Here is a 17,622-nt window from a genome sequence, read left to right on the forward strand (position 1 = left end):
CAGATCCTGCGCAAAGATCTTCGTCGACACCCCGGCGTGCAATCCGCATACGATAAGCCCTGGTCAGTACGGGTTAGTGACAGACACCCGTGACGGCCGCCTCGTGCTGCCAGAACACCAGCCAGGGTGTGCCGTACGGGTTCCCAAGCTGTAGAGAGGCGGGTTCGATTCCCGTCACCCGCTCGTAGCGCGAAGGCCCTGGTCACACCGACCAGGGCCTTCGTCGTGCTCGGGCATCCCCTGCGCCTAGCCGTGCTCCGCGTCCGACTCGCGCAGCGCCACCAAGGTCGTGCCGAGCTGGGCGTGGACCCGCTCCGCCGAGTCATCCAACCTCAAGACGTGAAAACCCAAGCGGCACAAGCACAATCACGGGCAACCTCGGCCCCCTGTACCCCCATCGCCGCCCTCTACGGTGGAGGCAGTGGCCGAACTCGGGAGGCACGACATGGAGCGCAGGACCTTCCTGGCGAACGCGCTGTTCAGCGTCGCCGCATCCGTCGCACCGAGCCGTGACTGGCTGGTGGCGACGCTCGACGAGGCAGGGACCGCCAGGGGAAAGATCAACAGCCAGCAGGTCGAGGCGATCCGCCGGACCTTTGGCGTCTTCCAGGAGTTGGACGTCATGCGCGGCGGCGGACACGCCCGCCAGCAGCTCTCCGCCTACCTGACGTCCCAGGTCGTCCCACTGCTGAAGTCCAACGACCCGACCAACGACACCGGCCGCGCCCTCTACGAGGCAGCCGCCGAACAGCTCTACCTGTTGGGTTGGATGGCTTTCGACAACGGCGAACACGCCTTGGCCCAGCGCTACCTCCTCCAGGCCCTGCGCTTGGCCCAGGCCGCAGGCAGCACCGAACTCGGTGCCCACGTCCTGGCGGGCCTGTCCGACCAGGCCACCCTCACCGGCCACCCCGACCACGCCGTCCAGCTCGCCAAGGCCGGTCGGGCCGGACTCGCCCGAGGTCACTCCGACGCCTGCCTGGCCGACCTCTGGGCGCTCCAGGCCCGCGCCGAAGCGGCCACGGGTGACGCCAAGGCCGCAACCCGCAGCGTGCACCTCTCCGAAACCGCCTTCGCCGGCGTCGACCACGGCAATGAACCCGAGTGGGCGCGCTTCATCGACTCGGCCTACCTCAACGGCGAGTACGCCCACGTCTTCCGCGACCTGCAACGCCCTGAGGAAGCCGCGCACTTCGCCCGCGTGTCCATCACGGAATCCGAGCGCCAGAACCGCGCCCGCCGGGGCTCCATGGCGCAAGCCGCGCTCTCCCGTGCCGCTCTGGACAACCACGACCTGGAGACTGCGGCCTCGGCGGGCATGGCCGCCGCCAAGCTCGCGGCCACGGTCAAGTCCTCACGTTCGACAGAGGCGGTCGGAGACCTCCGCACCCGTCTGCGGGACCACCACGACTCGCCCGCAGTCCGTGACTTCCTGGACCTCTCAGGCGCACTGCTGCCACTGACGAGCGCACGCGTCTAGAGCGCAGGCAGCAGTTCGGGCAGGTCGTGCAGCGAGTCGATCACCCAGTCGGCATCGCGACGAACCAAGGGGTCATCGGCCCACAGGTGCCCCCACGGTCCGCGCCGGATCAACGCCGTCCGCAACCCGAACGCCTTGGCCGCCACCACATCGTTGTCCCGATGATCACCGACGTAGAGCACGTCACCAGCGGCAGCCGCAGGCGTCATCTTCACAACCCGCTCGAAGAACGCCAGAGCGGGCTTGGCCACGCACCACTCACCCGACGTGGCAACCCCGTCCACCGGCAGCTCCAACCCTCGCAGCAGTTCCGCCGCACGAGCGGTCTGGTTGCCCGCGATGCCCACCCACAAGCCCAGCTCGCGCAGCCGCGCCAAGCCGGTCCGTACGTCTGAGTACAGGTCGCCGTCCTCGCTGCGCTCGCCCAGCCCGGCCTCTTCACGCAACCGGCGCTCATGGGCCACGTCGAACCCCAGCCGGAAGTACTGGAATGTCTCAGCGTTGTCCCGCCCCGCCGCCGTGACAGCCCCAAGCACGGTCGAGAAGGTATGACGGGGCACGCCAATCCAGTCAGCCCACGCACCCCATTCACGCGAGTCGTCCAGCAACGTCTCGCCCACGTCGAACACCACCGCAGTCACCATGCCCTACTCCTACGGCATCCACCTCCACTTAGCGCAACGGGCACCGGCTTGGCATGCACCAGACGACCTGCTGGCGTGTTCAGAGTTTCTTTTCTTCATCAAGGCGGCCCCCTGCGGGGGCCGCGGAATCGCTCAACTTCGAGTCGGGCAGCCGTACCGGTTGCTCGGCTTGGGGCGAGCGCCGGGGTGGTCCGCTTGATCGGGCGGGTCATGGCGCTCGGCTGCCGCGCCTGTGGACAGCTCGCCGCCTCGGCGGCGTCGACCAGCCCACAGGCTTGCCACCGTGTAATCATCACGGCTAACGGTGAACGCGTTGAATCGGTCGGCTGAGGCATCGACCTATCGAGAGGAACGGATTTTCTCCGCGCGTTCCAGCAGTGGTTGTGCCTCGGCCGGGCGGCCGAGGTCTCGCAGCACCAAGGCGAGGTTGCCCAGGCGGATGGCCACATCGGGGTGGTCGGGGCCATGGACGGCTTCGCCGATGGCCAGGGCACGTTCCAGCAGCGGCCGCGCCTCGGCCGAGCGGCCAAGGTCTCGCAGCACCAAGGCGAGGTTGCCCAGGCGGATGGCCACGGCCGGGTGGTCGGGGCCATGGACGGCTTCGCCGATGGCCAGGGCACGTTCCAGCAGCGGCCGCGCCTCGGCCGGGCGGCCGAGGTCTTGCAGCACCGTGGCGAGGTTGCTCAGGCTGGTGGCGACATCGGGGTGGTCGGGGCCGTGGACGGCTTCGTCGATGGCCAGGGCACGTTCCAGCAGCGGCCGCGCCTCGGCCGGGCGGCCGAGGTTTCGCAGCACCGTGGCGAGGTTGCTCAGGCTGGTGGCGACGGCCGGGTGGTCGGGGCCGTGGACGGCTTCGTCGATGGCCAGGGCACGTTCCAGCAGCGGCCGCGCCTCGGCCGGGCGGCCGAGGTTTCGCAGCACCGTGGCGAGGTTGCTCAGGCTGGTGGCGACATCGGGGTGGTCGGGGCCGTGGACGGCTTCGTCGATGGCCAGGGCACGTTCCAGCAGCGGCCGCGCCTCGGCCGGGCGGCCGAGGTCTCGCAGCACCAAGGCGAGGTTGCTCAGGCGGGTGGCCACGGCCGGGTGGTCGGGGCCGTGGACGGCTTCGTCGATGGCCAGGGCACGTTCCAACAGCGGCCGCGCCTCGGCCGGGCGGCCGAGGTCTCGCAGCACCAAGGCGAGGTTGCCCAAGCTGGTGGCGACATCGGGGTGGTCGGGGCCGTGGACGGCTTCGTCGATGGCCAGGGCACGTTCCAACAGCGGCCGCGCCTCGGCCGGGCGGCCGAGGTCTCGCAGCACCAAGGCGAGGTTGCTCAGGCGGGTGGCCACGGCCGGGTGGTCGGGGCCGTGAGCGGCTTCGCCGATGGCCAGGGCACGTTCCAACAGCGGCCGCGCCTGGCTGAACTGGCCTGTTGATTGGAGGTAGGTACCGGTTCGATCCAATAGCCATGAGGCCGAGGCAGGGGCGGGGCCAGGGATTTCGGGATGGTGGTTCAACGCTGCCAGCACGTGGGGCAGCAGGCGTCTCCACCGTGGCCACGCTTGAGGGTTCCGATATACATCCCCTGGCAAGTCCGCGTGCAGCAATGTGATCACCCAGGCCAGCGAATGTTGTTCATGCTCGCCTTTGGAGCTGGTCGCGGTGGTGTGCCGTCGTACGGCAAGTTGGACCAAGCGATGGACCGTGATGGTCTGATGGTCCCGTTTGACCAGCGAGTAGTCGGTGAGGACGCCGATGACGTGGCTGAGCCCCTCAGGAGTGGCGGCCTCGGCGTTGAGGGGATCGGGCAGGGCGGTGCTGTTGGCGGTGAACAGGTCCAACGGGATGGCGTCGGGGGCCAGGTAGGCGCATACCGCCAGCAGCTGCGCCGCCGCGGGGTGGTACTGGTCGAGTCGCCGGAGGCTGAGGGTCCACAGGGTGTTCAGAGACCGGTCGGGTGTGCGGCGTTGGCCGTCCTCTCCCTTGTCCGCCAAGCCGTCCGGGGTAGTCCGCAGCAGGTGCAGGTACTCGTGCGCGGGCATCCGGGACTTCGCCAGATACGCGGCCGCCTGCTCCAACCCCAGCGGCAGGTCGCCCAGCAGGTCAGCCAACTCGTCGGCCTGTGCCCCGGTCAACCCCGGCGCGCGCCTGGCCAGCAGCGCCAGGGACTCCCGGCGGGGCATCGTGTCCAGATCGAGCACCCCGCCGATGGTGTCGAACCCCGCACGCCGCGTCGTGACCAGCACCCGCCCCGCACCCGAAGGCAGGAACGGGTGCAGGTCCGCAACCGATTCCGCGTTGTCGAACACCAGCAGCCACCGCCGCAGACCCCGCAGGTGCGACACCACCACCTGTGCCGCGTCGTTGGCATCCTGGGGAAGCTCCAGGTCCAGCGCACGCCCCAGACCGCGCAACTGCTCCGGGATCAGCGTCGGTTCCTCGGCCGCGATCCACCACACCACCTCCAAGCGCGTGCCGTGGCGGTGGCAGTACTCCAACACCAACTGCGTCTTGCCGACACCACCCATCCCGCGCACCGCATGCACCGCCACCCGCGACCGCGCCCTGAGCAACCGCCGCAACTCCCGCAGGTCACTGTCACGGCCGGTGAAGTTCGGATTACGACCTGGGACATTCCACACCTCGGTCCGCCCGTTGCCCCTTCCGATCGCCATTGACCGCTCGGGTCTTTCGCGGGATGCCACGAGTTGAACGACCACAGCGAGCAGCACCAGCACACCGAAGACCAGCCAGACCCGCGTCTGGTCCTTGAACCACTCGGGGATCTCGTCGGAGGCATAGTTGGTGACCACGCCGACAGCCGCACCCACCAGCACGACCACCACCGCGTTGATCTTTACCTGACGCGAGGCCATGGCATCACTATCGGCCCTAACACGTCCCCCGTTCCAACGACACCCCCAGGGCTGACGCGAACCGATACCGATCCCCTCGGTCAAGCACGAATAGTGCGGAAACAGCGCCTGGTGATCCGACCCGGCCCGACTTGTGAGGATCATCGACAAGCACACGCGTACCCGCTCTGGCGTCACCGCGAGCTGCAGAGCAGGGTCGTGAGGCGTGGAACCTCTCGCCGTGGCGCTTGCCAACGGCCCTGACCGAGGCGACGGTCATACGGCAATCACTCGGCGCTCGGTCAGAGAGCTGGAGTACAGCAGCGAAGCACAGCAACTGCCGCAACCCGGACCAGCCGTGCATGACCGCCACTGGCCTTCCCACCTCGACAGAGACCGCCGATGACCTTCCCGCCGGTAATTCAAGACGAAGAGGACAGGTCGCAGCACGGAACCTGCACGGAACAGGATGCGACGTTCCAGGCGTGAAGGCAGGCGAACCGCAGGTCAGAGGCTTGATGCGGTGGTGCAGGCAAGATCCTGCGCAAGGACCATCAACGACCAGGCGTGCAACACACGTGCGATAAGCCCAGGTCAACACCGGTCAGCAGTGGCTGCCCGCGACGGCTTCCCGACCCTGGTCAGGGCATCTACCAGCACAGGCCGAACGGGTTCCCAAGCTGTGGAGGCGGGTTCGATTCCCGTCACCCGCTCGTAGCGCGAAGGCCCTGGTCACACCGACCAGGACCTTCGTCGTGTTCGAGCCCGAACCGCCCCCGGCGACGCACCGGCCCCACGTGTACGGGGCGACTCACGCCCGCTACCTGTCATATGGTTGTCCGTGTACTCCCCGCGCGAGCGGGGGTGATCCGCTCCTGATGTCCGGCACGACCGGGACGCGCCCTCCCCGCGCGAGCGGGGGCCTGCTCGGTACGCTCCCCGGACACAGGTCAACGGATCTTCCTCGCGCGCCTGAGGGTGTGCTCGCCACAGCAGCGCCTCGGAGGCACGCCATGACCAGTGCACGCCGCTTGGACGGCTACACGTTGGAGGATTGGGAGCGCCTTGAGCCTGCCGAAGGCCACCGCGTCGAACTGGTCGACGGGCGGTTCGTGGTGAGCGCTGCCCCTGCTGTCGCGCACCAGCGCGTCGCGGACCGCCTGTGCCGGTTGCTCGATGACGCGGTCGCCGACGGCGGCATGGAAGCCGTGACGGCGGTCGGCGTGCGTGTCGCACCTGGGCTGGGCTACATCCCCGATGTGGTGGTGTGCACGGAGTTGGTGGAGACCACCACCATCGAGGTCGAGCTGGTCGCACTCGCGGTCGAGGTGGTCAGCCCGTCCACGGCTCGGCGCGATCGGTTGGAGAAGCCCGCCGCTTTCGCCGCGGCCGGGGTGCCTGCCTTCTGGCGAGTGGAGGTCGGCCGCGAAGGCGGGCCGGTCATCTACTGCTACCGGTTGGACCAGGGTGTGTACGTGGAGGTCGTGACGCTCCAAGCCGGTGCCCCTGGCACCGTCGACGTCCCCGGTGGTGGGACCGTCACGTTCGACCCCGCCGATCTCATCGGCTCGCGCCGACCAAGGCACTGACGAATCGAGCTTCCAAGCTGTGGAGGTGGTTCGATTCCATCACCTGATAGGTGGAATTCCCGGCTGACGATCGCTAAGCCGTGCCAGGATCAGGGTCGACTTGGCGACGGGGGCGGGGTTGGCCGGTATCGGCGAAGTCGTGGCAGCGCTGCGCCAAGTGGTCAAAGAGCTCCCGTTCACGCCGCTGGCTGACGCGACCGGCCTGATCGAGGACGCGAAAGCGCTGATCGAGCTTGCCGCCGCAGGCAGTGGTGACGACGAGTTCCGCCAGGTCGTTGCGCGATTCCAGGAGGTAGCCGACGGCATCGGTAAGCTTCAGCAGAAGCTGACCCGCATCCGGCAGTCCGCCACAGCACTGGCCAACCGGCTTGAAGGGCAGCACGCGCTACAGACCACGTCGCGGGAAGCACCAGATGGCGCGAGGCAGCTCGCAACGCCCAAGCCGCCTGCGGCTGTCCCAACGCCCAAGCGTGTGGACGAGCTGCTCGCGGCGCTGCCCGTGCGCGACGATCCCGGCGGCAAGACCTCGGGCTACTGGGTTGACCACACCGGCCAGGTGCGCGGGCCGGTTACGAGCGGCTGAGGTGAACTGCGCGAGCGAACCGTGGAAGGGCTGCGTCGTCTCGGCCTTGCTCCCGCGCGTGGAACCCTCACCGTGGCCGACCACGTCGAGGTTCAAGTCGCTGTTCAGGTTCGAGAGGCCGCCGGGGGCTGACGCTACGTTGGCCGTGAACAACCGGCCGTGTGATGTCGGCCCGTTGTCCTGTGTCCGCATCGTGCCGAGGGTGCTTCGGCCAGGGCAAAGCCTGACGGTCCACTGGCCGGGTGGCGTGAAGACCTACACCGGGAAGGAGCGGTAGGCAGTGGGGTACGTGCTCGATGTGGCTTACCGGCACGACCAGGAGCCGAAGCACCTCCGCACGCGCGAAGACGTCGACGCCTTCGTTGACGAGCTGGCGACGCTCGGCCCGGCGTACAGCGCCGCCACGGCTTACGCCGTCAAAGAGAACAGCGACGAGCTTCCTGGCCATGAGCTGCTCATCGGTGTCAGCACGCGGACCGGCCTCGGTGCCGTGCGGTACAGCGGTGAAGGAGGTACGTACTACCTCCGAGGCGAGCGGGCGAACCCGGAGGGCGTCTCCTTCGGCTACTTCGGCACGGCCGCCGAGTTCCCGGTGGATGCCGAGGTACCGCTGACCCTCGTCCGCGAGGCCCTTTGGGGACTGCTGGCCAGTCGCGGGGACCGACCCGACGGCTTGAGCTGGACCGAGACCGACTGATCGTTCACCGATCTGTGGCGCGCTCACCGGCCATGACTCAAGCGACGGGGCACCGACAGAAGGCCGTCACAGGGATCATCGGGTTGTGGACAAGCGTGACGTGGTGGCGATCCTGCTGTTGACAGGCCCTGCGACCGGAACTCGATCAACTCCGGCACGTCTCCGCCACAGGTAGGACCGGGGGTGGTTGTGAAGCGGTGGGGGGACTTCAGCCGTGGGCTGCTCGGCGGGGTGGGGCTCGCGCTCGGACAGGTGCCGTTGGCGCTGATCCTCAAGCACGTCGCGGTGCTCGCCGCGGTGAGCGGGTTGTGGACGGTGTTCGCCGCTCTGCTCATCGGGCGGTTCAGCCGGTCGCCGCGCGTCGCCGTGGCAATCGTCTGCGGGGTGGCCACCGGGGTTGGCGGGACGTTCTTCGCGGTGCTGCTCGCGCTGGGGCGCAGCTACCTCCTCTACCTCCCGCAGGTCACGCTCGTGGCCATCGCGCACGGCGCGGTCGGCGTGGCCGGGGCCTTCGCGACGGGCATGGCCGGGCAGCACCACCGCTGGGCGGGCGTGTGGACCGGGCTCGCGGCCGGCCTGCTCGGTGGGATCACGGCGCTGCTGTGGGGGTTCGGCTCGACCAGCCGCGAAGTGCTCGTGATCGGACTCGTGCTCACCCTCGTGGCACTCGCCGCGCTCACCCGCCGAATGTCCCACTTGCTGGTCTCGGCTCCGCTGGCGGCGGTCATCGCTGTCTTGGCCGCCCCGGTGTACGCGGCGGTGCCGGGGCTGATCGCCGCGCTCTGGCCTGTGCAGGCGGGCTGACCGATCAGCGGGAGCCGAGGGCTTCCGCAGGTCGAACGCGCGCGTCGAAGCCGTCGAGGACGACGAGCCCGCCGTTTGACGCCTCCTGATCGGAGGGCTTGCGGAGTGCCGAACGGGTGATCACGAGGGCGCGGTCGAGGGCGTCGCGATCGGTCCGCGCGTCCACGGCCAGGGCGATGCGGACGGTGTTCGTGCTCAGCTCCGCTGTGACGTCCGGGTCGATCGCGCCCGGATCGCCGAGAAGTGCGTCCATCACAGCGAGGACGTGCTCCTCCAGTTCACTGGTCTGCGGACGGACCTCGCAGCCGACTTCGACCCAGTACCGAGTTGCCATCGCTTCAACCTCCTCCGAGGTTCATCGGATGTGGGGTATTCCTGATGTTCACTCGGTCGCCTTGGGATGAGGCCCGGCGTACTGCACCCACACGGTGCGCCTGTCGGCGTCCAGCAAGTACCAGATGCGGTCGCCGCCGGTGACCTCGATCTGCCAGCAGGGCAGGACCTGCCCGTTGTGCGTTCCGTACGCCAAGCTCCCCTTGAGCTGGTGATGGGGTTTGGTGGGCTTGCCCGCCTTGATGGCCTGGTTGGTGCAGTAGCGAACGCGCCACTCCGAGCCGATGGCGGGCGGAGCGACCGAGTCGCCTTTCTTCGGGCTCACGCGGTGGTGGCTCCTGGTGCGGGAACCTCACCGAGGTCCTCGCCGTCCTGCCGAAGCGTTGCGAGGAGTCGCGGGTCGGCGTGGACCTCGGCCGTGTGCTGCCACTCGCTGATGAGCTGCGTGACCGGAGCCGGGGTGCCCAGCGAGTCGGCTGCTTCCAGAGTCCGGACGAGTTCGACGACGAACGCCTGCATGTCCTCCCGTGGCAGGAACCGCACCCAAGGCAGCGCCGTGGGCATCACGTCGGTCACCAGATCCCGGACGCTCTCGCTGTGCTGCATCAACGCCACGAAGAGGGCCGTCGTGGTGGAGACGACCTCACACACCTCCTGCGCTCTGCTGACTGTGGTGAGCACCAGGTCTTCCTCATCACCACGGCGGTGCACGAGCAGCGTCCGGCTCGGTGACTCCTGGAGCTTGCGGACGGAGTCGGCCGGCTTGTTGGACAGATCGCTGAAGTTGATCTCGGAGGCGGCGATGGACATAGTTGCAAGGTACTTTAAAACTCCCTGCGGCGCGATGTCGTGCTTCCCAACAGGGGTTACATGCGCACCGCTGAGCCCGATCGGTGGTTGACCATGACGCCACTATGGGGGCATGGCTACCACCCGTAAAGGTCGTCCCACGCCACGTGATCCCGTCGTTGACGACTGGTTCAGGGATCTGCCCGCAGGCGAGGTGCTGCTCGAGGCCGAGCAGTTGAGCGGTCTGATGCTCGCCGTCGAGCGCTACCAGCCCGAGGAGGTCTCCGACCTGGTCATGGCGCGCTGGCATCGCCTGATCGCGTCGCACCGGCGGTTGGCCGACCAGTCCGAGCCCGCTTTCATCGACCAGGCTCGGCGGCAAGGGTGGACGTGGCAGCGCATCGCCGACGTGCTCGGGTTACCCGACGCCGAGGCCGCCGAGCAGCGGCAGGCGTTCCTGGCGGCGGAGCTGACCCGCACCCACCCGGCGAACCAGCCGCAACCGTGGATCGGGTGGGCGGGGAACGCGGACTCCACCTCGTAGTGGTCGTCACGCGGAGGAACGGGACAGGCCACGCGCGAGGGCGGCGGGGCTGATCCCCTCGGTGAACGCGGTCCGCGTGGCCATCTCGCGCGTCCCCTCGTCGTGGAGCCACTCGGCGAGGAAGTCGTGCCCCTCGGAAATCCACGTCCTCCCCTTGCCCGCCAGGCAACGCCTGCGCAGCACGTCCAGCGCCAGCGCGGGATCGGCCGCCGGGAGCAGGAGGACGACGTCGGGGCAGTCCCGCAGCGCGGCGCGGACGGCGGCGCGGCAACCGGGGTCCCGGTAGCTGGTGTGCCCGGCGCCGAGGGCGAGCACGGCTCCGGGGTGTTCGGCGACGGCGCGGGAGACGGCGTGGGCGCGCGCTGGTTCCCACTCCCGTTCGGCCGCGACCCGTCCCACCGCTTCGATCCGGCGCACGAGCTTCTCGATGCTCCAGCCGACTTCCGCGTAGTACGGCGCGGCCACGGCGTCGAGGTCCACGAAGGGGCGCCCGGTCACCTCGGCGACGGCTTCACCGATGGTCGTCTTGCCCGCGCCCGCAGGTCCGATCAGCACCATCCAAGGCTTCACGGAGCGATTGTGGCGAGGTCAGGCCACGCGGCGGGGCGGGTTGTGCGGTGGGGGGACGCGGCGCAGGACCACTGTCTGGTCGTGCGTCGGGGTGTAGCGGGGGATCCGCATGGTGCGTTCCAGGTCGCTTTCCGGCAGGCGGCGCTCGGTGCGGCCGGTGGGCAGCTTCCACTTGAACACGACGGCGGCCATCCGGACGCCCACGATGAGGCCCGCGACGGCCGCTTCGGGGGCGATCCCGGAGGCGAACAGCAGTGAACCGCCCATGGCGGGCAGGGCGTAGATCTCCTCGCGCAGCACGAAGGGGACGCGCCCGAGCATCATGTCCCGCAGCATCCCCCCGCCGACGCCGTTGACCATGCCGATGAGGCCCGCGAGGTGGATCGGGAGGCCGTGCTCCACGGCGCGGGCGGCGCCTGCGAGGGAGAACGCGGCCAGTCCGAGGGCGTCGCCGAACTCGACCGACAGGCGCAGCCCGGTCAGCCTCGGGTAGAGGGAGAAGACGAGCACCGCGACGGCGGTGCTGACCGCGGCGTACCACCAGGTGGTCAGCACGGTCGACGGGTGGATGCCGAGCAGGACGTCGCGCAGGAGGCCGCCGCCGATGGCGGTGACGATGGCCGCCACCACCACTCCGAACAGGTCCGCGCGAGCTCGGACGGCGTGGGACGCTCCTACGAAGGCGGACGCGACGATCCCGACGATCTCAAGGAGCAACACGAGCGAACCTCAGCGGGGAGAAGTGCACCAGGCGAAGGTACTGGCGTGCGCGTGCCGCTGGGGCTTGCAGTGCCGAAGGGGTAAGAACTGTGCGCGAACGGGTCAGAGCCCCAACGCACCGCCTTCGTCGAGGATTCCGAGGTGCCGGCCCGCGCCGACCGGTCCGGCGGTCACCGGCTTTCCAGCTCGGCCCACCCGCCGCCGCGCGCCAGCACCGCGCGGACGCCCGCGACGTGGTCGACGAAGCCGGACAGGTCGCTGTGCAGCAGGGCTGCCCGGTCGGCGTCCAGCGGGGCGCGGTCGTCCTGCCACAGGCCCACGGGCAGGCTGGCGGCGAACACCACGGAGTGCAGCAGGCCCACCACCTGCGCCGAGCGGGGTGCGCCGGACTCCAGGTAGGCGGCGTGGATCTCGCCGCAGGCGGCCGACAGCGCCCGCAGGGCGCGCACCGCTTCGGCGGGGGTGCCGTCCCAGTCGCCGTCGGGCCACAGCCGGGTGCTCAACTCCAGCCAGAGCCGCCACCCGGCGGACAACTCGGCCTCGCCCTGCGGCTGCCACGTCGTCATGGCTCCAGGGTGGAGAGGAAGCCGCGGTTCGGCAGCAGTGGATGACGCACGCCACGGTGGACCTCGATCACACGGGGGCAGCCGCCCGCACGGGAGTCGGGCGGCTGCCCCGCGTGCCGTCAGGCGCGGATCGCCGCGTCTGACGGCACGTCCGGGTCGTCCCGCTGGAGCGAGCCGACCAGGGCGTCGCGGTCGGCGGAGGGCTCCGGCTTGAGCAGGCCGACGACCAGGTAGAGCACCAGGGACACGACCAGCGGCGCGGAGACGATCACCGCCTGGGTGACCCACTCGGTCTTGTTCTGCTGCTCGACGTAGAGGTAGGCCCAGGTGGCCAGGCCGCCGATGACGGAGGCGATGGCGGCGGTGGGGCCGATCCGGCGGAACCAGGGCAGCAGGCCCAGCATCAGCGGGATGGCGATGGGCCCCATGGTGGCCGCGACGAGGGCGATGACCACCTTGAGCACGAAGCCCTTGGTGTCGGCGGTGAGCGCGATGGTCATACTCAGCCCGATGAACGCGAACGTGGTGATGCGGGCGAGTTGGAGCTGCGCGGGTTCGGAGAGCCGGGTCGCCCGCTTCCACAGCCTGGGCAGCATGTCGCGGGTGATCACCGCGGAGATGACGTTGGCGTCGGAGGAGACCATGGCCATGGTGTGCGAGAAGAACCCGGCCAGCACCAGGCCGACCATGCCCGCCGGGAGCATGGCCTTGCCCATCTCCACGTAGGCCTGCTCGGCGTTGGCCTCCATGCCGGGCACGATGAGCGGGGCCGCCCACATGGGGAAGAACAGCACCAGCGGCCAGATCAGCCACAGGGCGCTGGACAGCAGCGCGGAGCGCTTGGCGGCGGCGCCGGAGGGCGCGGCCATGTAGCGCTGCGCCAGGTTCCACATGCCGCCGTTGTACTCCAGGGTCTTGATCAGGAACAGCGCCATGAAGAAGATCAGCGTGTACTGGCCGGACAGCGGGTCGCTGTGCGACTCGGGCAGCCGGTCCCAGATCTCCCACATGAAGTCGATGCCGCCGAAGTGGGCGGCGACGGCGATGAACATGGCGATGCCCGCCAAGCCCTGGATGATGAACTGGCCGAAGTCGGTGAGCGCGTCCGCCCACAGGCCGCCGAGCACCGAGTAGACCATGGTGACCACGCCGACGAGCAGGATGCCGAGCTTGACGTCGACGCCCGCGAAGCCCTGGAGCAGCAGGGCGACGGCGACCCACTTGGCGGCGATGTCGACCACCTTGAGCGCCGCGCCCGCCCAGGCCATGAGCTGCTGGGCGGGCACGTTGTAGCGGCGGGCCAGGTACTCCAGGGGCGATTTGACGCCGTGCTTGGCGCGCAGGCGGTTCCACGCGCCCGCCCACAGGAAGGCGCCGATGCCCACCCCGACGCCGATCGTCAGCGACCACCACACGTAGACGGTCAGGCCCAGCCGGTAGGCCTCGGCGGCGAAGGCGACGAACATGACCGCGCTGTAGCCGGACATGTGGTGGGAGATGCCGGACAGCCACCAGGGCATCCGGCCGCCGGCGGTGAAGAAGTCCGCGATGTTCCTGATCCGCCCGCGCGACCAGTAGCCGATCGCCACCATCACGAAGAAGTACCCGCCGACGACGATCCAGTCGAGGGTGCCCATGAGACCTCCCTGGGTGCTCGTCCCACGAGTGGCGGCACGCCGGTGGCGGGCGGCGGTGCGGCGGTGCGCCTCCGCATGGGTCTGTGACCTAGGTCTTACGAGGCCGTGGAGGTGTGCGGAAGGCCACACCGGTCAACTGAGTCACATTCGTGATTCTTGTTCATGTATGTGACCGGGGACCTGCGAAAACTTCTCGGTGGAAGTTGCGTCATGCCGCGCGGGGCGGGCACTCCCACCGGCATGGCAAACGGCGTAAGCGGGGGTTCGTCCGCGTCGGCGAGCGCTGCCGCGGAACCGGGTGTGGCGCTGGTCGACCCCGTTCCGCTGTACCGCGAGGGCGTGTGCGCGGTGGTGCGCCGCACGGCGGGGGTGCGCTGGCTGGGCGCGGCGGGCCGGGTGGAGCACGCGCTGCGGCTGTGCGAGCAGCTCGCGCCGGACGTGCTGCTGGTGGACTCGGTGCTCGACGCGCAGGGCTGCCTGGCGAGCGAGCTGATGACGGCCGCGCCGCGGGTGGCGGTCGTCTCGCTGGTGCGGGAGCCGCACCGGACGGTGAAGTTCGTGCGCACCGCGCTGGGCTCGGGGGTGCGCGGCCTGGTGCCGAGGGCGGCCGAGCCCGCGGAGGTGGTGCACGCGATCCTGCGGACCCATCAGGAGCGGTTGTACCTGGACCCGACGCTGGCGCCGCTGGCGGCCGGGTTCACCCCCGCCGTCGAGGCGGGGTCGCGCCGGGCGCTGTCCCGACGGGAGTATGAAGTGCTGCGGCTGATCGCGGAGGGCCTGGAGAACCAGGCGGTGGCCGACGAGCTCTACGTGTCGGTGGAGACGGTGCGCACGCACGTGAAGAACATCCTGCGCAAGCTGCGGGCCCGCGACCGCACGCACGCCGTCTCGCTGGCCTACCAGTCCGGCCTGCTCACCGGGAGGCTCAACCCCTGACCGTCCACCCCTGACCGTCCGCCCCTGACCGCCGTCCCTGGCTGTTCACCCACAACCGGGGGCGTCCCCTTGCCCAGGTTACTGACAGGTAATACCCTGTTGTTACCGGTCAGTAGGGGACGTCCCCGACCTTGTATGGAGTGAGCGACGAGATGGGTCACTACAAGAGCAACGTCCGGGACCTCGAGTTCAACCTCTTCGAGGTCTTCAACGTGCAGGACCACCTCGGCACGGGGCCGTTCGAGCAGTCCGACGAGGACACCGCGCGCGGCGTGCTGGCCGAGCTGAACAACCTGGCGGTCGGCCCGCTGGCGGAGTCCTTCACCGACTCGGACCGCAACCCGCCCGTGTTCGACCCGAAGACGCACTCGGCCACGCTGCCCGAGTCGTTCAAGAAGTCCTACCAGGCGGTCTGGGACGGCGAGTGGTACCGCCTGTTCCTGCCGGAGGAGCTGGGTGGCTACGGCACCCCGCCGTCGGTGCAGTGGGCCGCCGCCGAGCTGATCCTCGGCTCCAACCCCGCGCTGTTCATGTACCTGGCGGGCCCGAGCTTCGCCTCGATCGTGCACCGCAACGGCACCGAGCAGCAGAAGCGCTGGGCCGAGATCATGATCGAGCGCGGCTGGGGCGCCACCATGGTGCTCACCGAGCCCGACGCCGGTTCCGACGTGGGCGCCGGCCGCACCAAGGCCGTGCTCCAGGAGGACGGCACCTGGCACATCGACGGCGTGAAGCGGTTCATCACCTCCGCCGACCAGGACATGACCGAGAACATCATGCACCTGGTGCTGGCCCGCCCCGAGGGCCCCGGCATCGAGGGCCGCCCCGGCACCAAGGGCCTGTCGCTGTTCCTGGTCCCGAAGTTCCACTTCGACCCGGAGACCGGCGAGCCGACCGGCGAGCGCAACGGCGCCTTCGTCACCAACGTCGAGCACAAGATGGGCCTGAAGGTCTCCACCACCTGCGAGCTGACCTTCGGCCAGCACGGCACCCCGGCCAAGGGCTGGCTGCTGGGCGAGGTGCACGACGGCATCGCGCAGATGTTCCAGGTCATCGAGTACGCCCGGATGATGGTCGGCACCAAGGCCATCGCCACCCTGTCCACCGGCTACCTCAACGCCCTGGCCTACGCCAAGGAGCGGGTGCAGGGCGCCGACCTGACCCGGATGACCGACAAGACCGCGCCGCGGGTCACCATCACCCACCACCCGGACGTGCGCCGCAGCCTGATGCTGCAGAAGGCCTACGCCGAGGGGATGCGCGCGGTGTACCTCTACACCGCCACCTTCCAGGACCGCGTCGCGCTGGGCGGGGCGGACAAGGAGCTGGCGGAGAAGGTCAACGACCTGCTGCTGCCGATCGTCAAGGGCGTCGGCTCCGAGCGCGCCTACGAGCAGCTCGCGCAGTCGCTGCAGACGCTGGGCGGCTCGGGCTTCCTGCAGGAGTACCCGATCGAGCAGTACATCCGCGACTCGAAGATCGACTCCCTGTACGAGGGCACCACCGCCATCCAGTCGCTGGACTTCTTCTTCCGCAAGATCATCCGCGACAAGGGCCAGGCGCTGGGCTTCCTCAGCGGCGAGATCCAGAAGTTCCTCGACAACGAGGGCGGCAACGGTCGCCTGAAGGAGGAGCGGGCGCTGCTCAAGCAGGGCCTGGAGGACCTGCAGGGCATGCTGGGCGCGATGGTCGGCTTCCTGACCTCCGCGCAGGAGGACGTGCGCAACCTCTACAAGGTCGGCCAGAACTCGGTGCGCCTGCTGATGACCGCGGGCGACGTGCTGGTGGGCTGGCTGCTGCTGCGCCAGGCCGAGGTGGCGCTGGCCAAGCTGGGCGGCTCCCCGTCGGCCAAGGACAAGGCGTTCTACGAGGGCAAGGTCGCCGTGGCGTCGTTCTTCGCCAGGACGGTCCTGCCGGAGCTGTCGGCCCGCCGCAAGGTGACCGAGGCGACCGACAACTCGCTGATGGACATCGACGAGTCGGCTTTCTGACCCGCTCCCGCGGTGAGCGAAGGGCGGCACCCCGTGGGGTGCCGCCCTTCTGCTGTCCGGAACCGCTGTCCGGGGCCGGGAGTCGGGACGGGGGTCAGCCCTTGTGCGCCTTGGCGGCGGCGAAGCAGTAGACGCCGAAGCCGAGGAAGCCCAGCGCGATCAGCGCCAGCACGAACACCCCGTAGGGCTGCGCGGCCAGCGTGTGCAGCGCCTTGTCCATGCCGCCGGACTGCTGCGGGTCGGCGTTGATCGCGGCCAGGCCGACCAGGACGCCGATGAGCACGTAGGCCAGGCCCTTGCCGATCCAGCCGACGCGGCCCAGCCGCTCCACCCACCGCTGCGTGCCCGCGGGCAGCTCGGCCATGTCCAGGTCGTCCTCGAAGGACTTCTTCACGCCCTTGCGGCCCACCGCCAGACCGAGCCAGATGATCCCCGCGGCGACCACGCCGACCAGGAACTGCCCGCCGGGCATGGCGAGCACCTTCGCGGTCAGCGTCTGCTGCTGCGCGGTCGAGTCGCTGGAGGAGCTGCCCAGCGCGTAGGTCAGGGCGGCGATGCCGATCACCACACCGGTGATGGCCCGGCCCACCGAGCCCGCCCGCCGGTAGAGCCGCTTGCGCCGCTCGGTGACCCAGGTGTAGCCGCTGACGGCCATCGCGAGCTGCCAGCCCGCGAACGCGAACAGACCGATCGCCAGGACCCACAGCAGCACCGGCCCCAGCGGTGTGCGCGCGATCTCCGCGACGGCGCCCTTCTGGTCGGTCCGCTCGCCGCTGTCGCCCAGCACCACCTGCGCGGTCAGCACCGCCAGCAGGACGTGGACGACCCCGTAGCAGACCATGCCCGCCCGGCCGAGCAGTTGAACCGCCGGGTGTCTCCGCACCTCACTGCCAGTAGTAGCCAC

At 69.5% G+C, this 17,622-nt stretch carries 18 protein-coding genes and 1 pseudogene; 9 read left to right on the forward strand and 10 right to left on the reverse strand.

What is annotated here, in order from left to right:
• Positions 1-385: 385 nt before the first annotated feature.
• Positions 386-1,480 (forward strand): annotated as a pseudogene (locus JOF41_RS29735) (NsdA family TPR-like regulatory protein); the annotation flags it as partial.
• On the opposite strand, the gene JOF41_RS29740 reads toward JOF41_RS29735, so the two are convergent.
• Both JOF41_RS29740 and fxsT read right to left on the reverse strand, forming a co-directional pair.
• Complete coding sequence (locus JOF41_RS29740) at positions 1,477-2,124, reverse strand: HAD family hydrolase (RefSeq protein ID WP_209623366.1); 648 nt, start codon at positions 2,122-2,124, stop codon at positions 1,477-1,479. The pseudogene JOF41_RS29735 and the gene JOF41_RS29740 sit on opposite strands and share 4 nt — an antisense overlap.
• A 339-nt stretch (positions 2,125-2,463) precedes the next feature.
• Complete coding sequence (fxsT, locus tag JOF41_RS29745; RefSeq protein ID WP_209623367.1) at positions 2,464-4,980, reverse strand: FxSxx-COOH system tetratricopeptide repeat protein; 2,517 nt, start codon at positions 4,978-4,980, stop codon at positions 2,464-2,466.
• 992 nt (positions 4,981-5,972) lie between these two features.
• Between fxsT and JOF41_RS29750 the strand changes: the two genes are divergently transcribed.
• From JOF41_RS29750 to JOF41_RS29770, 5 genes are all read left to right on the forward strand, one after another.
• Positions 5,973-6,548 carry a Uma2 family endonuclease gene (locus JOF41_RS29750; protein ID WP_209623368.1) on the forward strand — a complete coding sequence of 192 codons (576 nt, stop codon included), beginning with the start codon at positions 5,973-5,975 and terminating at the stop codon, positions 6,546-6,548.
• 139 nt (positions 6,549-6,687) lie between these two features.
• The gene (locus JOF41_RS29755) at positions 6,688-7,131 is read left to right on the forward strand and encodes a hypothetical protein (RefSeq protein ID WP_209623369.1); all 444 of its coding nucleotides are present in this window, start codon (positions 6,688-6,690) and stop codon (positions 7,129-7,131) included.
• Positions 7,132-7,189: 58 nt separating this feature from the next.
• Complete coding sequence (locus tag JOF41_RS38705; protein ID WP_372448535.1) at positions 7,190-7,408, forward strand: DddA-like double-stranded DNA deaminase toxin; 219 nt, start codon at positions 7,190-7,192, stop codon at positions 7,406-7,408.
• 3 nt (positions 7,409-7,411) lie between these two features.
• Complete coding sequence (locus tag JOF41_RS29765) at positions 7,412-7,828, forward strand: Imm1 family immunity protein (protein ID WP_209623371.1); 417 nt, start codon at positions 7,412-7,414, stop codon at positions 7,826-7,828.
• 183 nt (positions 7,829-8,011) lie between these two features.
• Positions 8,012-8,632, forward strand: a complete 621-nt coding sequence (locus JOF41_RS29770; protein ID WP_209623372.1) for a hypothetical protein — start codon at positions 8,012-8,014, stop codon at positions 8,630-8,632.
• Positions 8,633-8,636: 4 nt separating this feature from the next.
• On the opposite strand, the gene JOF41_RS29775 is transcribed toward JOF41_RS29770, so the two are convergent.
• Genes JOF41_RS29775 through JOF41_RS29785 form a run of 3 tightly spaced genes read right to left on the reverse strand, consistent with a single transcriptional unit; the run spans position 8,637 to position 9,775 of the window.
• Entirely contained in the window at positions 8,637-8,966 is a 330-nt protein-coding gene (locus JOF41_RS29775) for a hypothetical protein (protein WP_209623373.1), read from the reverse strand.
• Positions 8,967-9,014: 48 nt separating this feature from the next.
• Entirely contained in the window at positions 9,015-9,290 is a 276-nt protein-coding gene (locus tag JOF41_RS29780; RefSeq protein ID WP_209623374.1) for a hypothetical protein, read from the reverse strand.
• A complete protein-coding gene (locus JOF41_RS29785) occupies positions 9,287-9,775 on the reverse strand; it encodes a hypothetical protein (protein ID WP_209623375.1) in 489 nt (162 codons plus the stop codon). The genes JOF41_RS29780 and JOF41_RS29785 overlap by 4 nt, the downstream gene beginning before the upstream one ends.
• 112 nt (positions 9,776-9,887) lie before the next feature.
• On the opposite strand from JOF41_RS29785, the gene JOF41_RS29790 reads away from it, so the two are divergent.
• Complete coding sequence (locus JOF41_RS29790; RefSeq protein WP_209623376.1) at positions 9,888-10,298, forward strand: hypothetical protein; 411 nt, start codon at positions 9,888-9,890, stop codon at positions 10,296-10,298.
• Positions 10,299-10,304: 6 nt separating this feature from the next.
• On the opposite strand, the gene JOF41_RS29795 is transcribed toward JOF41_RS29790, so the two are convergent.
• The 4 genes from JOF41_RS29795 to JOF41_RS29810 form a co-directional block, all read right to left on the reverse strand.
• Complete coding sequence (locus JOF41_RS29795) at positions 10,305-10,868, reverse strand: shikimate kinase (protein WP_209623377.1); 564 nt, start codon at positions 10,866-10,868, stop codon at positions 10,305-10,307.
• A gap of 18 nt (positions 10,869-10,886) precedes the next feature.
• Positions 10,887-11,588, reverse strand: a complete 702-nt coding sequence (locus tag JOF41_RS29800) for a trimeric intracellular cation channel family protein (RefSeq protein WP_189221685.1) — start codon at positions 11,586-11,588, stop codon at positions 10,887-10,889.
• Positions 11,589-11,758: 170 nt separating this feature from the next.
• Entirely contained in the window at positions 11,759-12,154 is a 396-nt protein-coding gene (locus tag JOF41_RS29805) for a hypothetical protein (protein WP_189221684.1), read from the reverse strand.
• Between the two features lie 119 nt (positions 12,155-12,273).
• Complete coding sequence (locus JOF41_RS29810) at positions 12,274-13,791, reverse strand: sodium:solute symporter family protein (RefSeq protein ID WP_209623378.1); 1,518 nt, start codon at positions 13,789-13,791, stop codon at positions 12,274-12,276.
• Between the two features lie 300 nt (positions 13,792-14,091).
• Between JOF41_RS29810 and JOF41_RS29815 the strand changes: the two genes are divergently transcribed.
• On the forward strand, positions 14,092-14,727 hold the full coding sequence (locus tag JOF41_RS29815; protein WP_229795022.1) for a response regulator transcription factor: 636 nt from the start codon (positions 14,092-14,094) through the stop codon (positions 14,725-14,727).
• A gap of 152 nt (positions 14,728-14,879) precedes the next feature.
• Positions 14,880-16,718, forward strand: coding sequence for an acyl-CoA dehydrogenase (locus JOF41_RS29820; RefSeq protein ID WP_209624525.1), 1,839 nt, complete (start codon positions 14,880-14,882; stop codon positions 16,716-16,718).
• 94 nt (positions 16,719-16,812) lie between these two features.
• Here JOF41_RS29820 and JOF41_RS29825 read toward each other — a convergent pair whose 3' ends face one another.
• Complete coding sequence (locus tag JOF41_RS29825; RefSeq protein WP_229795020.1) at positions 16,813-17,601, reverse strand: DUF1206 domain-containing protein; 789 nt, start codon at positions 17,599-17,601, stop codon at positions 16,813-16,815.
• Positions 17,602-17,622 lie beyond the last annotated feature (21 nt).

It is taken from the genome of Saccharothrix coeruleofusca (genome assembly GCF_017876325.1).
Taxonomy (GTDB): Bacteria; Actinomycetota; Actinomycetes; order Mycobacteriales; family Pseudonocardiaceae; genus Actinosynnema; species Actinosynnema coeruleofuscum.

What these genes read in the sequence shown, in the direction of transcription:
- JOF41_RS29740 (WP_209623366.1), bottom strand. Translation starts at nt 2,124, where the DNA reads ATGGTGACTGCGGTGGTGTTCGACGTGGGCGAGACGTTGCTGGACGAC.
- fxsT (WP_209623367.1), bottom strand. Translation starts at nt 4,980, where the DNA reads ATGGCCTCGCGTCAGGTAAAGATCAACGCGGTGGTGGTCGTGCTGGTG.
- JOF41_RS29750 (WP_209623368.1), top strand. Translation starts at nt 5,973, where the DNA reads ATGACCAGTGCACGCCGCTTGGACGGCTACACGTTGGAGGATTGGGAG.
- JOF41_RS29775 (WP_209623373.1), bottom strand. Translation starts at nt 8,966, where the DNA reads ATGGCAACTCGGTACTGGGTCGAAGTCGGCTGCGAGGTCCGTCCGCAG.
- JOF41_RS29785 (WP_209623375.1), bottom strand. Translation starts at nt 9,775, where the DNA reads ATGTCCATCGCCGCCTCCGAGATCAACTTCAGCGATCTGTCCAACAAG.
- JOF41_RS29790 (WP_209623376.1), top strand. Translation starts at nt 9,888, where the DNA reads ATGGCTACCACCCGTAAAGGTCGTCCCACGCCACGTGATCCCGTCGTT.
- JOF41_RS29805 (WP_189221684.1), bottom strand. Translation starts at nt 12,154, where the DNA reads ATGACGACGTGGCAGCCGCAGGGCGAGGCCGAGTTGTCCGCCGGGTGG.
- JOF41_RS29810 (WP_209623378.1), bottom strand. Translation starts at nt 13,791, where the DNA reads ATGGGCACCCTCGACTGGATCGTCGTCGGCGGGTACTTCTTCGTGATG.
- JOF41_RS29820 (WP_209624525.1), top strand. Translation starts at nt 14,880, where the DNA reads ATGGGTCACTACAAGAGCAACGTCCGGGACCTCGAGTTCAACCTCTTC.